Origin of the sequence: Aquimarina spinulae (assembly GCF_943373825.1) — a bacterium.
Taxonomy (GTDB): Bacteria; Bacteroidota; Bacteroidia; order Flavobacteriales; family Flavobacteriaceae; genus Aquimarina; species Aquimarina spinulae.
In genome coordinates, this window is the sequence record NZ_CALSBP010000003.1 from 803,449 (window position 1) to 818,262 (window position 14,814).

17 protein-coding genes and 1 other RNA gene are annotated in these 14,814 nt (G+C 32.0%); 10 read left to right on the forward strand and 8 right to left on the reverse strand.

Annotation, left to right across the window (positions count from 1 at the left end; translation table 11 throughout):
- The first annotated feature begins 163 nt into the window (after positions 1 to 163).
- On the forward strand, positions 164 to 553 hold the full coding sequence (locus tag NNH57_RS26225; RefSeq protein WP_108807601.1) for a hypothetical protein: 390 nt from the start codon (positions 164 to 166) through the stop codon (positions 551 to 553).
- A gap of 65 nt (positions 554 to 618) precedes the next feature.
- Here the strand turns inward: NNH57_RS26225 and rny are convergent, their stop codons facing one another.
- From rny to glf, 5 genes are all read right to left on the reverse strand, one after another.
- Complete coding sequence (gene rny / locus NNH57_RS26230) at positions 619 to 2,187, reverse strand: ribonuclease Y (RefSeq protein WP_074409962.1); 1,569 nt, start codon at positions 2,185 to 2,187, stop codon at positions 619 to 621.
- A gap of 53 nt (positions 2,188 to 2,240) precedes the next feature.
- Positions 2,241 to 2,347, reverse strand: a non-coding RNA gene (gene ssrS, locus NNH57_RS26235) — 6S RNA.
- 52 nt (positions 2,348 to 2,399) lie between these two features.
- Positions 2,400 to 2,690, reverse strand: a complete 291-nt coding sequence (locus tag NNH57_RS26240; RefSeq protein WP_025667461.1) for a cell division protein ZapA — start codon at positions 2,688 to 2,690, stop codon at positions 2,400 to 2,402.
- 7 nt (positions 2,691 to 2,697) lie between these two features.
- Entirely contained in the window at positions 2,698 to 2,988 is a 291-nt protein-coding gene (locus tag NNH57_RS26245) for a hypothetical protein (RefSeq protein WP_074409963.1), read from the reverse strand.
- Between the two features lie 89 nt (positions 2,989 to 3,077).
- Positions 3,078 to 4,199 (reverse strand): UDP-galactopyranose mutase, encoded by a 1,122-nt coding sequence (glf, locus tag NNH57_RS26250; RefSeq protein ID WP_074409964.1) that lies wholly within the window; start codon positions 4,197 to 4,199, stop codon positions 3,078 to 3,080.
- 178 nt (positions 4,200 to 4,377) lie between these two features.
- Here glf and NNH57_RS26255 point away from each other — a divergent pair, with 178 nt between their 5' ends.
- The 3 genes from NNH57_RS26255 to NNH57_RS26265 all read left to right on the forward strand — a co-directional run bounded on the left by NNH57_RS26255 (position 4,378) and on the right by NNH57_RS26265 (position 9,660).
- Complete coding sequence (locus tag NNH57_RS26255) at positions 4,378 to 5,424, forward strand: hypothetical protein (RefSeq protein ID WP_074409965.1); 1,047 nt, start codon at positions 4,378 to 4,380, stop codon at positions 5,422 to 5,424.
- Between the two features lie 65 nt (positions 5,425 to 5,489).
- Entirely contained in the window at positions 5,490 to 7,178 is a 1,689-nt protein-coding gene (locus NNH57_RS26260; protein WP_074409966.1) for a M23 family metallopeptidase, read from the forward strand.
- Positions 7,179 to 7,191: 13 nt separating this feature from the next.
- Positions 7,192 to 9,660, forward strand: a complete 2,469-nt coding sequence (locus NNH57_RS26265; RefSeq protein ID WP_074409967.1) for a TonB-dependent receptor — start codon at positions 7,192 to 7,194, stop codon at positions 9,658 to 9,660.
- 1 nt (position 9,661) lies between these two features.
- Here the strand turns inward: NNH57_RS26265 and NNH57_RS26270 are convergent, their stop codons facing one another.
- Positions 9,662 to 10,810: a cysteine desulfurase family protein gene (locus tag NNH57_RS26270; RefSeq protein WP_074409968.1), complete on the reverse strand. Its 1,149-nt coding sequence runs from the start codon at positions 10,808 to 10,810 to the stop codon at positions 9,662 to 9,664.
- Positions 10,811 to 10,991: 181 nt separating this feature from the next.
- Between NNH57_RS26270 and NNH57_RS26275 the strand changes: the two genes are divergently transcribed.
- On the forward strand, positions 10,992 to 11,897 hold the full coding sequence (locus tag NNH57_RS26275) for a hypothetical protein (protein WP_108807600.1): 906 nt from the start codon (positions 10,992 to 10,994) through the stop codon (positions 11,895 to 11,897).
- 16 nt (positions 11,898 to 11,913) lie between these two features.
- On the forward strand, positions 11,914 to 12,444 hold the full coding sequence (locus tag NNH57_RS26280) for a hypothetical protein (RefSeq protein ID WP_108807599.1): 531 nt from the start codon (positions 11,914 to 11,916) through the stop codon (positions 12,442 to 12,444).
- Here NNH57_RS26280 and NNH57_RS26285 read toward each other — a convergent pair whose 3' ends face one another.
- Positions 12,445 to 13,011: a DNA mismatch repair protein MutS gene (locus NNH57_RS26285; protein ID WP_234423339.1), complete on the reverse strand. Its 567-nt coding sequence runs from the start codon at positions 13,009 to 13,011 to the stop codon at positions 12,445 to 12,447.
- The gene (locus NNH57_RS26290) at positions 12,995 to 13,180 is read right to left on the reverse strand and encodes a hypothetical protein (protein ID WP_132066046.1); all 186 of its coding nucleotides are present in this window, start codon (positions 13,178 to 13,180) and stop codon (positions 12,995 to 12,997) included. Before NNH57_RS26290 ends, NNH57_RS26285 begins: the two co-directional genes overlap by 17 nt.
- 327 nt (positions 13,181 to 13,507) lie before the next feature.
- Here NNH57_RS26290 and NNH57_RS26295 point away from each other — a divergent pair, with 327 nt between their 5' ends.
- From NNH57_RS26295 to NNH57_RS26305, 4 genes are all read left to right on the forward strand, one after another.
- Entirely contained in the window at positions 13,508 to 13,726 is a 219-nt protein-coding gene (locus NNH57_RS26295; protein ID WP_373419410.1) for a DUF2752 domain-containing protein, read from the forward strand.
- A gap of 12 nt (positions 13,727 to 13,738) precedes the next feature.
- Positions 13,739 to 14,062 carry a CCC motif membrane protein gene (locus tag NNH57_RS26300; protein ID WP_074409972.1) on the forward strand — a complete coding sequence of 108 codons (324 nt, stop codon included), beginning with the start codon at positions 13,739 to 13,741 and terminating at the stop codon, positions 14,060 to 14,062.
- 87 nt (positions 14,063 to 14,149) lie between these two features.
- Positions 14,150 to 14,440: a DUF2752 domain-containing protein gene (locus tag NNH57_RS26575; RefSeq protein WP_108807598.1), complete on the forward strand. Its 291-nt coding sequence runs from the start codon at positions 14,150 to 14,152 to the stop codon at positions 14,438 to 14,440.
- A gap of 8 nt (positions 14,441 to 14,448) precedes the next feature.
- Positions 14,449 to 14,760 carry a CCC motif membrane protein gene (locus tag NNH57_RS26305; RefSeq protein ID WP_108807597.1) on the forward strand — a complete coding sequence of 104 codons (312 nt, stop codon included), beginning with the start codon at positions 14,449 to 14,451 and terminating at the stop codon, positions 14,758 to 14,760.
- Positions 14,761 to 14,814: the final 54 nt, after the last annotated feature.

The window sequence follows — 14,814 nt, forward strand, 5'->3', positions numbered from 1 at the left end:
GAATTATAAAAAAAACAATAATAAGATAACCTTAGAACTTTCCTAATCCCTTTCTAATTTATGTTTTTTTCATACCTTATACCGATAATAAAATAAGAAAGAGAGCCCTATTTCTATCCTATTCCATATCTAAAACACGTACTAAAATGCTAACAAATAATAGATGATCACTTCATATAATTTCTATTTCTGTCATATAGAGATATATGAAGATTATGTAAAGGCTATAATGAAAGAAGGAATTACAGTCTTACCAGAACATAACGATGTTTTGCTACTGATTACAGAAAAACATTTCAAAAACAAACCTTTTGTTTATATCACACATCGCATTAACTCTTATGCCGTAAATCCAACGGTATATCTAGAAACTGCCAAAATTTCAAATGTGATTGGTTTTGCGGTAGTATCTGCCGATCATAGACAAAAAATACAAACAAAGCTTGAAAAAGCCTTCTTTAACAAAGAGCTTAAACAGTTTGACACTATGGAGTTAGCTCTAAAATGGAAAGATAATATGATCAAAAAATATAGGAATCAAAAAATAGTATAAAAGCTATAAAGCGATACTTGTAATAATACAGTATCGCTTTATTATGTTATTAAGTTCTATAAATATTATTTAGCAATATTTACTGCTCTTGTCTCTCGTATTACAGTCACTTTAACCTGACCAGGATATGTCATATCTGTCTGTACTTTTTGAGAAATCTCGAAAGAAAGGCTAGCTGCTTTTTCGTCATTCACTTTTTCACTTTCAACAATCACACGAAGCTCTCTACCTGCCTGAATCGCATAAGCTTTTTTCACTCCATCAAATCCAAAAGCGATTCCTTCTAAATCTTTCAGCCTTTGTATATAAGAATCCAATACCTGACGTCTAGCACCGGGTCTGGCACCACTAATTGCATCACACACCTGAACGATAGGAGAAATTAACGATGTCATCTCTACTTCATCATGATGCGCCCCTATAGCATTACAGACTTCTTGTTTTTCACCATATTTTTCTGCCCATTGCATTCCAAGGATAGCATGCGGCACTTCCGTTTCTGTATCCGGAACCTTACCAATGTCATGTAGTAAACCTGCTCTTTTTGCTAGTTTAGGATTTAACCCTAATTCTGAAGCCATTACGCCGCATAACTTAGCAACTTCTCTCGAGTGTTGTAGAAGATTCTGACCATAAGAAGATCTATATTTCATTCTACCTATAGTCTTAATTAGTTCTGGATGCAATCCATGTATCCCGAGATCAATTACGGTACGCTTACCAACTTCAATAATCTCTTCGTCAATTTGTTTCCTTGTTTTTCTTACTACTTCTTCTATTCGTGCAGGGTGAATCCTTCCATCGGTCACTAATTTATGAAGTGACAATCGAGCCACTTCTCTTCTTACAGAATCAAAACAAGATAAAATTATTGCTTCAGGAGTATCATCCACTATAATCTCAACCCCTGTAGCGGCCTCAATAGCTCTAATATTTCTACCTTCACGACCAATAATCCTACCTTTTACATCATCACTTTCAATATTAAAAACCGAAACACAGTTCTCAATTGCTTCTTCTGTGCCTATTCTTTGAATAGTATTAATAATTACCTTCTTAGCCTCCTGTTGTGCGGTTAGCTTGGCTTCTTCAATAGTATCTTGAATAAGTGCCATAGCATCGGTCTTTGCCTGTCCTTTTAAAGACTCTACAAGTTGTTCTTTTGCTTCTTCTGCAGATAATCCCGATATAACTTCAAGTTGTTGTACCTGACTTTTATGAAGTTTTTTAAGTTCGCTTTGTTTCTTTTCTAAATAGTCCTTGCGTTGCTCTCCTTCTTTAATTTTTTCCTCGAGCTCTATATTTAGTTTTTTGTTTTTAGATAATTCATTAGAAACTTGAGATTCCTTATCTCTTGTTCGTTTTTCTGCTTCGGCCATTTTTTTATCTCGCGACAATATTACCTTTTCATGTTCTGATTTTAATTCAATAAATTTTTCTTTGGCCTGAAGTATCTTGTCTTTTTTAATTGTCTCTCCCTCATTTTTAGCATCTCTTAAAATGCTTTCGGAAGTTTTTTTAGCATTTCTAATAATCTCTGAAGCTTTATTACGTTCCAGAACTTTGGCAATGATAAATCCTATCATTAGTCCTGCTACCCCAGCAACTATTAAAAATATAATATTATTATCCATAATTTGTGTTAGTATTTATATAAAAAAAGCCTGCACTAGCAAAGGTTTTGTATAAACTCTGTAAAAACAGGTTTAGGGCTAACAAATTGCTCAAGAATCCGCTCAAGGCGGCGCGCTTTTACAACTTAAACTCACCCTTTTTAATTAATTCTTGTTGAGTTTATCAAAATAACAACTAGTGCAGGCAGTAACCTTATTTATTTTAAAGAACGTTATGATAAATGTTCATGTAGCAAATTATTTAATTCATTTAATCTATTAGCCACATTAACCGTGTCATCATCTTTATCTATAGTTTTTTGTTCTACTTGTGCAGCAAACTGTAAAGCACACATTGCCAATACATCTTGCTTATCTCTAACTGCATAACTTTGCTCAAATTGCTTTATCATGGCTTCTATCTTTTTTGCTGCTTTCCGTAAACCTTCTTCCTGATCCGGATTAATGGTTAACGGGTATACACGATCTGCAATAGATAATTTAATTTTAAGCTTATCTGCCATATTTTACTTATTCAGAAAGTTGTGCGATGCACATATCAATCTCTCTTATTAAAGCGTTTATTTTGAGCTTGGTTTCCCTTTTATATTCGTCACTGCCTAATATTGCGTTTGCATTTTTGAGTGCACTGAATTTTTCTTCCCACTGCTTTAATTGATCTATTTGAAGTTCTGAATTAGACTCCAAATCCGATATTTTCTCTTTTAAACTTAAATTTTGTTGCTTAATTAATTCATATTTATGAAGCAACTTACTTATTCTATTTTCAAGAGAATCAATAATTTCAATTAAATCACTCATTGTAAATTTTACACAATACTTCGTTACACAAAGTTAACATACCAATTGAAAAAACCCAATAGTTTTACAACTAATTTTAAACCCTTTCTTTATTGTGGTTTAATCCTCGATATTTCTTCTACTTTAACCAAAGACGATGCGATTATCTGGTGCATATCATAATAACGATATTCTGCCAGCCTTCCTCCAAAAATCACACCTTCTAATTGTTGTGATTCTTCTTTATACTTTTTAAAAATTTCTTGATTTCTACCGTTATTAATAGGATAATATGCCTCTTTGCTTCTATCCCAATTTTCGGGATATTCTTTTGTTATAATTGTTTTATCCTGCTTTCCAAATTCAAAATGTTTATGCTCGATAATTCTGGTAAATGCATAACTTTCATCATTATAGTTTACTACTGCATTACCCTGGTAATTTTCAATATTATGAAGCTCATGTTCAAATCGTAATGATCTGTATTCTAAATGTCCATGCTTGTATTCAAAAAACTCATCTATCTTGCCAGTATATACAATCTTATCGGCTAGAGATTCAAGCTCTTTTCTATCTTCAAAAAAATCCACTCCTGTTTTGGTATCAATACCGTCTAGTAAACCATTAATAATTACATTGTAACCCCCGACAGGAATTCCTTGATAAATGTCATTAAAATAATTGTTGTTATATGTATATCTAACCGGAAGTCTTTTAATGATAAACGCAGGGAGTTCTGTAGCTTTTTTACCCCATTGTTTTTCTGTATAGGCTTTAATAAAAGTTTCATAAATATCTTTCCCGACCAAAGATAAAGCTTGTTCTTCAAGATTTTGTGGAGACTTTACTCCATATTGCGCTACTTGCTCATCAATAATCTTTTTTGCTTCCTGCGGTGTCTTGGTTCCCCACAGTTGATAAAAAGTATTCATATTAAAAGGCAGGTTATACAGTTTACCTTTTGACAATGATAGTGGAGAATTTATATAATTATTAAAAGTTGCAAATTGATTTACATAATCCCAGATTTTTTTATCATTAGTATGAAAAATGTGAGCTCCATATTTATGTATATTAATTCCTTCCTTTTCCTCGCAATATACATTTCCACCTAAATGATCTCGTTTATCTATCACAAGACATTTTTTACCTCGATTAGTCATTTCGTGAGCAAAAACACTTCCAAACAATCCGGCTCCTACAATTAGATAATCATATCTCTTTTCTTTCACTAGTATATTTTTTTATTCGAAATAGTTTCTAAAAAATTCAGTTGTCAAAACTACTATTTTTAAAAGGATTTTATAGGTAATAATTGCACATCAAAAAATCACAATTGATAATCTTCTTAAAATAGGGTATAAAAAATAAAATGTGTGTATCTTTCCCACGATAAATTTACATATTCATATGAAAGGATATTTCATTTCCAGAAATTACAAATCTCTTTTTAACGCAGCTGGTAAAGCAAAAACTGATTGTGAGTCTATTCTAACCGAAATGGGATTTAAAAACCTGGGATTCAAACAATCTTCAATCCCAAACTCTGCAATTGGTGCTCTAAAAAACTTTTTTGGCATTACCTTCGCTCTTATACGGTTACCTTATAAATCAACATTATGCACACAATATCCTCTAAATAAGTTTAGAAACTACGTCTTATTTGTTGCAAAAATAAAAAGATGTAAAATCATTACTATTGTTCATGATGTGCGTTTTTTGAAAGGCAGAACTAGTGATGCAAATAAAGAATTAAAAAAAATAATTTCTTCAGATGCCATTATTGTACATAACGATTCGATGAAGAATTGGTTTTTAGAACAAGATGTTAAAATTCCCATAATTGTACTCGGAATATTTGACTATATCTTAAATAAAGGATTACCTGATCAAAACAATGATGTTACAGGAGAAAAGATACACGAAGTAGTATATGCAGGAGGTTTTGGAGAAGGTAAAAATTCATATATCTATGATATTGACCTACTCGAAAGAAAAAATTTCAGAATGAATCTGTATGGTATGGGATTTGATTATCAAAAACTCAAAACCAAAAAAGAAACATCTGTGCTTACTTATGAAGGAGCATTCCCTTCTGATGTGGTTGCTTATCATATCAAGGGATCTTTTGGATTAGTATGGGATGGCATCTCTACAGAAGAATGTAGTGGTCAATACGGACAGTATTTAAAATACAATAACCCTCATAAAACTTCATTGTATATTTTATGTGGATTACCTGTGATTGTATGGGACAAAGCTGCCATTAGTGCTTTTATAACAGGTAACAATATTGGTTTTACAGTTTCTAATTTAGATGAATTAAGCAATAAATTAGAAAGCTTATCATTAGAAGACTATAAAAAAATGAAAACTAATGTAGACCTGGTTAGAACAAAAATTATTTCTGGTGGATATTTAAATGACGCTATTAATCATGCACTGAAAATAACATAACCTAGCAAAAAAATAAGTAGTTTTATAAGCACATTTCATAAACACACACATAGATACCCCCTTTTATGAGAAAAATTATAGTTTTTATTGTACTCGGCTTTTCTTTTTGCTATGGACAAAAGAACCTTCCAAAAGACTATTTTATTCGTCCTCTGGATATTCCTACTGTAGTTTCGGGAACATTTGGCGAGTTAAGATCTAACCATTTTCATTCTGGATTAGATATGAAAACTAAGGGCGAAGAAGGATTAAATGTATATGCTACAGCATCTGGTCGAGTAACTAGGATAAAAGTTTCGCATGGTGGATATGGTAAAGCACTATATATTGCACATCCTAATGGATATACAAGTGTATATGCACATTTAAAAAAATTCTCTCCAGAAATTGAAGCTTTTGTAAAAGAAAGACAGTACGCAAAGGAATCTTATGAAATAGAGCTTTTTCCAAAATCAGGTTCGTTAACAGTAAAGCAGGGTGATGTTATAGCATATAGTGGTAATACCGGAGGAAGTTCTGGGCCTCATCTTCATTTTGAAATTAGAGATTCGAGATCCAGACCAATGAATCCAATGAATTTTGGTATGGAAGTAAAAGATACCAGAAAACCAATCATAAATAGTCTTTGGGCCTATAGTTTGGATAAAGACGCACATATTAACGGTGCGCAAAAACCAGTTAGATTAAAGCTTACACCTCTAGAAGATGGTAGTTTTAAGGCAGAAAACCTGAGTGCATATGGTAAAATCGGTTTCGGCGTAGCTACCATAGACAAACAAGATTTAGCCGAGAATAATAACGGTGTATATGAAATAACTACTCTAATTAATGGTCAGGAAAATTTAAAAATAGAAATGAATCGCTTTTCTTTTGCCGAAACACGATATGCAAATCGGATTATTGATTACTCTTATTTTAAAGAATATAGAAGTAGAATAACAAAACTCTTTGTTGAAAAAAACAATCCGTTAACCGTTTTTAAAAAGAAAATAAATAATGGTATTGTTAATATTGAAGATAGTCTTTCTTATAACTATACCATTCATATCAAAGATTTTAAAAACAACACCTCTACAATTACTATTCCTGTACAAGGAAAAAATGTAGAAACGATCACAAAAGCAGATATTCCTAAAACATCAGAATACGCTAAAGCAACCGAAAATTATACGTATAGCTCTGGTTTTTTTGACCTTTTCATCCCTAAAGGTGCGTTATATGAAAATACCTATCTTGACATATCAGTTAGTGGAGAAAAAATCAAAATCCACAATAACAGAACTCCATTACATAAAAATATGACTCTGGTTTTTGATGTATCAAGATATAGTGAAGAAGATAAGAAAAAGCTGTATATAGGCCGTATAAATGGCTCTAAAACACCATCATACTCTAGAACATCAAAGAAAGGTAATCGGTTCTCTACCAGAACACGTACTTTTGGAACATACTCCTTATTTACCGATAACCAGAAGCCTACAATAATACCTATTAATGTTTCTAGCAAAAAATGGATATCAAAGGCCACACATCTAAAAGTAAAAATCAATGATTCTGAATCTGGAATAAAAAGTTATCGAGGTACTATAAATGGAAAATTTATTTTATTGGAGTATGATTATAAGACCGGAATGTTAATCTATGATTTTAATGATAAAAATCATGTGGACTCAGAAAATAATTTTAAACTTGTTGTGTTAGATAAAGTAGGTAATCGAGCAACATTCGAAACCACATTTTTTAGAAAACCTTAAATACTCTTATTTCTTGAAACCTAATTTTTTCCCTCTTTTGATTTTACTGATTCTAATCAGTATTTCTTCTTCGGCTCAGACTGCAACGTTAAAAGGTGTTATTCTTAATGAAAACAATATCCCCATTCAAGGAGCTAACATCTCTTATAATGATTCTGGTACTCAATCTGATAAAAATGGTGTATATCAACTTAGTATACCAGCTAATCAAGAAATTACAATACACATATCTCACATTAGTTTAAAAAATATACAATTTGTAATTAATCTTGAAGAAAATCAAGAATATGAACTTAATCCAGTACTAAAAACAGATGTTGAACAAATAGGTGAAGTTATAATATCGGGTAGAGAGCGAAAAATTGTAGAAGGAATTACAACTTTAGATCCCGAAACCATTAGAACCACCCCTTCTGCCAATGCAGGTGTAGAAGGACTCCTCAAAAGTTTACCTGGAGTAAGTTCTAATAACGAATTGAGTACGCAATATTCTGTTCGTGGAGGAAATTATGATGAAAATTTGGTCTACGTAAATGAGATCGAAGTTTATCGCCCTTTTTTAGTAAGATCAGGACAACAGGAAGGGTTAAGCTTTGTAAATACGGATATGGTTCGTAATGTAGATTTTTCTGCAGGAGGGTTTCAAGCTAAATATGGAGACAAACTTTCTTCAGTTTTAGATATTACCTATAAAAGACCAACAAGACTGGGAGCAACAGTAGATTTAAGTCTCCTGGGAGGTAGTGTTTCTGCAGAAGGAATTTCTAAAAACAAAAAACTAGCTGCTATTGTTGGTGTACGGTATAGGGATAATAGTTTATTAGTAGATGCAAAAAATACTGAGACTAATTTTCAACCTAGATTTGCAGATGTACAAACGTATCTTTCTTATAATTTTTCTAGTAAATTTGAATTAGGATTCTTAAGTAATTTGGCACTTAACACCTATGATTATGAGCCATTAACAGAACAAGTAAATTTTGGAACATTACAAACAGTGCAGGCATTGACTGTTCGCTATGATGGACAAGAAAAAGACCGGTATGAAACTTATTTTGGAGCACTAAAGGGAACCTACAGAGCTAATGACAATCTAACTCTAAAATTAATTGCCTCTGGATATCACACACAAGAACAAGAGCATTATGATATTTTTGCAGCATATGCACTGGGTACTGTAAATACCGATATTGGTAGTGAAAACCTGGGAGAAGTAGAATTTAGCGAAGGTATAGGTTCTCAATTAACGCATGCAAGAAATGATCTGGATGCATTAATATATAATCTCGAACACAAAGGAACATATGTTGCAGATCAACATCAGTTTGATTGGGGCATCAAATATACCTCAGAAGATATCAGAGACCGTTTACAAGAATATGAAATCATTGATTCTGCTGGTTTTTCTATCAGACCTCCTGTACTGGATTTTGTAAATGATCAGCCCTACACTCCTTTTGCAAGTCCTATTGTTCCTTTTACCAGCGTAAGAGCTACAAATGATACTAAAATTGATCGTATTTCTGGGTATGCACAATACAGTATTCGCTCTAATATCAAAGAAAATGAAATATGGGCAAATATAGGTGTTAGAGCACATAACTGGAATATCTATGGAAATACTGTCGAGGGTTCTGATTCACAAATTGTATTCAGCCCAAGGGCTCAAGTTGCTATTAAACCTGACTGGAAATCTGATATGATCTTTAGAGTTTCTGGAGGACTATATCATCAACCTCCCTTTTACAGAGAATTACGAGACTCATTAGGGGTGGTAAGGCCAGATGTTAAAGCACAGCAATCTATACATATCGTACTTGGTAATGACTACAGCTTTTCTATGTGGAAAAGACCATTTAAATTAACTACAGAGTTATATTACAAAAAGCTAACGGATGTAAACCCTTACACTATCGAAAATGTTAGGATACGATATCGTGCAAGAAATAATGCAGAAGCATATGCACAGGGAGTCGATTTAAGACTTAATGGAGAATTTGTTCCCGGTACAGAAAGCTGGGTAAGTCTTGGGTATTTAAAAACTGAAGAAAATATCGATAAGCGTGGTTATATCTCTCGACCAACAGATCAACGACTCAAAATCGGAGTGTTATTTCAGGATTACGTCCCTTCTATACCAAGCTTAAAAATGTATTTAAATATGGTCTATCAAACAGGAGTACCAGGAGGTTCTCCCAGTTATGCAGATCCATATAATTTTCAGACCAGACTACGAGATTATCGAAGAGCAGATTTAGGAATATCATATGTTGTGGTTGATCAAAACAAAAGATTAAGAGAAGGTCATTTTCTTAATATGTTTAGAGAATTAAACCTTGGTTTTGAAATCTACAATATCTTTGACAATCAAAATACAATCACCAACACTTTTGTAAGAGATGCAGCAAGTCAACGCCAATTTGCCATTCCCAATTATTTAACGCCCCGGGTTTTTAATGTTCGACTAGGAATGAAATTTTAGATTATTCTTCTATAAATTTCTTTAGTACATCAACTGTATAATCTACTTCTTCTTTAGTATTAAATTTTGAAAGTGAGAAACGTATTGATGGTTTTTGTAAATCCTCATCAGAAAGGATTTCGGTTAATACATGAGATCCTTTACCGCTTCCACTTTGGCAAGCACTCCCCTTTGAACATGCAATACCATTAATATCTAAATGAAATAATAGTATCCCAGCTTTTTCTTCAGAAACAGGCAAACACACACTAATTAAGGTGTATGTACTTTTTTCAGGATCACAACAACTGGCATTAAACTTTACTCCTTCAATGTTATTTTTAAGAGTATCGATAAAGTATTGTTTAAGATTTGTAACGTAACTCTTTTCTTCTTCTAAATTTTCATATGATAATCGCAACGCCTCATCCATTCCTGCAATATTATGCACGCTTTCTGTTCCTGCTCGATACCCTCGTTCTTGTTCACCACCAAAAATTAACGGTTTTAAACCAGAATTTTTTCTAATATAGGCAAAACCAACTCCTTTTGGTCCATGAAATTTATGAGCACTTACTGCCGTAAAATCAATATGTAAGTTACTTAAATCTACATCATAATGTCCTATTGACTGAACCATATCACTATGAAAAAGTGCTTTATGTTTATTACACAGGTTTCCAACATGCTCAATATCTAATATCGTCCCCACTTCATTATTTACATGCATCAAGCTTACTAACGTCTTCTCATTAGAATTACTAAGAAGTGATTCTAAGTGTTTATAATCAATCGATCCATCTGTATTTATATTAACATAACTTACTACTATATCGGTACGAGACTCTATTTCCTGTACTGTATGTAATACTGCATGATGTTCTATTTTGGTTGTAATAATACGCTTAACCCCTAAATCCCTAACAGCACTATTTATTGCTAAGTTATCAGCTTCTGTACCACCAGAAGTAAATATAATTTCTGATGCTTTTACTCCTAAATAACTAGCAATGTTTTTACGTGTTTGTTCTATATGATTCTTAGCAGATCGCCCATAACCATGTATTGATGATGGATTTCCATAATCTTCTTTCAATACAGAAACCATTTTAGCAATAACCTCTGGCCTTACCTCTGTGGTAGCCGCACTATCAAAATAAACTTTTTGCATAAAACAAAGTAATTAAGTTGTTGAAATAGACATTTATTCGTTTTTCGTAAAAAAAACTTTAATTTTTACAATATTCCCAATTTTCCGACTACAAAACTAATCTAAATAAAATTATTTTCGAGTACACACGTTATAATCTTTCAATTCCTTTACTTTTGTCAAAAAAAATACTCATTCTGACATGAAAAAGTTGTTTTCATTTCTCTTTTTATTATTATTCCTCTCCTCTTGTGATGATGGTGACTTAGTGATCACCAGTTTTGAATTTGATGATGTTGACTTACAGCTTTGTAAAGGTGCAACACCAAATGAATTTGTTTTTTTCAAGATTAACAAAACTATAAACGAGGCTATTTCCTATAGCTTTATCAGTGAGACTTTTTCTGATACTATTGCAACACCCACACCCATTACTATCCAATTAAGTGAGGATTCTAACAATTTAATATATAGAAATTTCAATATCCCGGTAACTACAGATTATTTTTGTTCTAATATCCCGTCTAGTGAAATTATAATTATTGAAGAACTTAATGGCATTACAGGAACATCTGAAATTTTGACTAAAATTACAACTGAAGATGATGACGATGGGGTTCCGGCAGAACAAGAAGATCTTAATAATAATGGCGACTATGAGGATGATGATACCGATGGTGACGGAATTCCTAATTATAAAGATCAGGATGACGATAATGATAACATTTTAACTAGTGTTGAGTTACCAAATGACATTCCTGACAATGATGCCCCCCGAGATACAGATGGAGATGGTATACCCGATTATCTCGAAGAAGATGATGATGGTGACGGAATCTTAACTCGTAATGAAGATGCAGATATGAATAAAAATCCAAGAGATGATAGAGATCCTGTTTCCGGAAAATTATTTTACCTGGATGCAGAATCAACTAATAGTGCAGTTATGGTAAACCCTGCACTTGATAACACTATAAAAACTACATTTAGAACCACCTTATCTATAAATGGCCTTGTTTTTGATAGTTACAATCAAAATTTTAAAGACAGACATTTTTCATTTGGTTTTAGAGATGTTACCATCCCTAAGACAACCAAAAAAGAGTAGCTCATACCACATTATTATGAATAATTTTTTTTACTATATAATTTTTATTGCAGTATTGGTTAGTTGTAGTGAAGGAGATGTTATTGAAAATGACATCAGTAATTTCACAGCTCCGTTAGAGAATTGCTCTAATCAAAATGAAGATACTTTTGTTTTTTTCAAAATTGATCCTCAAATTAATCAATCTCTTTCTCTTAGCTTTACAAGCTCTACTTTTGAATTAAATACAGTTCCCGAAAGCCTTACTCATACTGTAGAACTTAATAAAACTACAAATATCTTAATCTACAGACAATTTAACACTCAAGTCGATGGCACTGCATATTTTTGCAGTAGCATTCCTCCCAGTGGTATTACAGTTACTCAAGAGCTAAAAAGTTCTAACGGAAATGCTGAAATAAAATATGCCGTAAAGAGTGATACAGCTACAGAAACTATCTACACCAGAACGATAACTCTTACCGATATCACTCTGGAAGGAGCTGGGATTGCAATACGACAAGAACTACTACAACTAGGCGAAGATGAGATTACTGTTCTAAAATAACTATTTTGGGTTTTGAACAATATACACCGCTGTCGCTCCTAGTCCATATTTCCTATAGTTACCTTCAGAAATTCTGATATTATCATATCTCCCAAAAAGGTATTTGAGTTCTTCTTTTAAAACTCCTTGCCCAACCCCATGAATAAAAACTACATTGGGAATACGTTTACTAATTGCAAAATCAAGTTGTCTTTTTGCTGTATCCAATTGCAACGTTATCATATCATGATTGGTCATTCCTTTGGTTGATTTCACTAATTTGTTAATGTGTAAATCAACTTCCATTGGTGGTATATCCCGCTCTTTTGGTCTAGCAATAGGTCTTTTGGGCTTTTTTTTAAAAATCTCCTTCTCCTGCAAGTTCTTATGCACCTCTTCATAAGAAGGCATAATAAGTTCCCCCGACTTAATTTTTACCACTTCACGAATAAAAAATGTCATATCAAACCCATCCTCTGTTTCAATTGTTACTTCATCAGCAGTAACCGCTACAACTTTGCCTGTAATTGGTTCATCCAGAACAGATACAGTATCCCCTATTTTAATCATATTATTCTTCTTCTTCATGGTATGGATCAGAATCAATTTTGGTTTTCGATTTCACATTAGTATTAATAAGAAATACTCCTAACATTAAAAAAACCACTCCAATACTCTGGATGTAATAGTTTTTAGTTATCGAACCAATTTCACTTATCAATGCAATAGCCCCAATCATTACCAAAAGTATACTCATGATTTTTTTGATCCTACGATAATTCATTTGCCTAATCCTTTTTTTTATTAATCCAATAGATAGTATAATCAATATCATCATTTAATGTCTTAAGAATTGATTTCTTTTCAAATAATGACTTCAAGGTATTTTCTTTATACCCGATCCAATACTTCTCTTACTAATTGCAAAAGTATTAAATAATAGATTTTTGAACCTTCAAATATTTTAAATAACTTAATTATGTATATTGCAGTTAATAATTATAAAGTTTTTTCGCTTTTGGAAACCTATATGTTACCTTGTTTAAACAAAAAAATTTTTGGAGTTGATTGTTTAGGCTGTGGAATGCAAAGATCTATTTCTCTCTTACTCAAGGGAGATTTTGTTGCTGCGTTTTATATGTATCCTGCGATTTATCCTCTTTTACTATTACTACTATTTTTAGGATTCAACTTTTTTATCAAATTTAAATATGACAGACTTATAAAAATGAGTCTAATGGTTACAGCCATACTTACTATTATTATAAGTTATGTAATCAAAATGAAAATTATTTTTAACTAATCAATCTAAATTATGGAAAAACAAACATTACCTAATTCTACCCTAATCCTGGTTTTTGGTATTCTATCAATCTTAGGATGCTGTTGTTATGGTGTACTAGGAATTATCCTGGCTATTGTGGCTATAGTACTAGCTAAAAAAGCTACTGCTTTATACAATGAAAACCCAGAATTATATACTGGATATCAAAATGTTAAAACAGGTAAGATCCTGGCAATTGTAGGTTTAATACTAAGTGTTATCTATTTAATCTATGTTGTTTTCATATTTGCAACAGTAGGATATGATGGTATACTAGATATGCAAAGAGAAATGATGGAACAGTACGGAGGGTAATCTGTAAATAATTTAATTTTTAAAAACTGTTCGGAATACTATTTCGAACAGTTTTTATTTAGAATAAATTTCTTATTCATATAATTTGTGGAGCAGTTTATTAACTATATTGAATCTAATCTATTACAATGCCCTACCAAAAAACTAATGGGTATTGATTGTTTAGGCTGTGGTTTTCAACGAAGTTTTTTATTACTCATCAAGGGTAATTTAGTAGAGTCCTTTCTAATGTATCCTGCGCTTATACCATTACTATTAATGTTTGGATATTTAATTGTTCATCTTTTTCTAAAGTTTAAAAAAGGTGCTAAAACTCTTCAATATTTTTATATTTTAAATAGTATACTTATCATTACAAATTATATTATAAAATTCTAATACATTATATGGAAAACAAACAACAATTGCCAAATGCTACATTGGTATTAATATTCGGGATTGTATCAATAGTAACCTGTTTTTGCTACGGATTTCTGGGGTTAGTATTTGGTATCATTGCCTTAGTATTAGCTAAAAAAGCTAAAGAATTATATTTGGCAAATCCAGAATTATATACAGGATATGAAAACCTAAAAGCTGGTAGAATTTGTGCAATAATTGGTACTATATTAAGTTCTTTATATTTATTATTCTTTATTGGCTATATTATTTTTATGGGTGCTGCTTTAGTGCCATGGTCAGAAATATTTAATCAATAAAGTGTTTTTATAAAATAAAAAAAGGAGGCACAATGGCCTCCTTTTTTATTGTAT

Bases quoted from the DNA above. Each gene is read 5' to 3' on its own strand.
- NNH57_RS26275 (WP_108807600.1), top strand. From the start codon at position 10,992: ATGAAAAAGTTGTTTTCATTTCTCTTTTTATTATTATTCCTCTCCTCT.
- NNH57_RS26260 (WP_074409966.1), top strand. From the start codon at position 5,490: ATGAGAAAAATTATAGTTTTTATTGTACTCGGCTTTTCTTTTTGCTAT.
- NNH57_RS26290 (WP_132066046.1), bottom strand. From the start codon at position 13,180: ATGAGTATACTTTTGGTAATGATTGGGGCTATTGCATTGATAAGTGAA.
- NNH57_RS26300 (WP_074409972.1), top strand. From the start codon at position 13,739: ATGGAAAAACAAACATTACCTAATTCTACCCTAATCCTGGTTTTTGGT.
- NNH57_RS26305 (WP_108807597.1), top strand. From the start codon at position 14,449: ATGGAAAACAAACAACAATTGCCAAATGCTACATTGGTATTAATATTC.
- NNH57_RS26225 (WP_108807601.1), top strand. From the start codon at position 164: ATGATCACTTCATATAATTTCTATTTCTGTCATATAGAGATATATGAA.
- NNH57_RS26285 (WP_234423339.1), bottom strand. From the start codon at position 13,011: ATGAAGAAGAAGAATAATATGATTAAAATAGGGGATACTGTATCTGTT.
- NNH57_RS26295 (WP_373419410.1), top strand. From the start codon at position 13,508: ATGCAAAGATCTATTTCTCTCTTACTCAAGGGAGATTTTGTTGCTGCG.
- NNH57_RS26255 (WP_074409965.1), top strand. From the start codon at position 4,378: ATGAAAGGATATTTCATTTCCAGAAATTACAAATCTCTTTTTAACGCA.
- NNH57_RS26240 (WP_025667461.1), bottom strand. From the start codon at position 2,690: ATGGCAGATAAGCTTAAAATTAAATTATCTATTGCAGATCGTGTATAC.
- NNH57_RS26245 (WP_074409963.1), bottom strand. From the start codon at position 2,988: ATGAGTGATTTAATTGAAATTATTGATTCTCTTGAAAATAGAATAAGT.
- rny (WP_074409962.1), bottom strand. From the start codon at position 2,187: ATGGATAATAATATTATATTTTTAATAGTTGCTGGGGTAGCAGGACTA.
- NNH57_RS26280 (WP_108807599.1), top strand. From the start codon at position 11,914: ATGAATAATTTTTTTTACTATATAATTTTTATTGCAGTATTGGTTAGT.
- NNH57_RS26270 (WP_074409968.1), bottom strand. From the start codon at position 10,810: ATGCAAAAAGTTTATTTTGATAGTGCGGCTACCACAGAGGTAAGGCCA.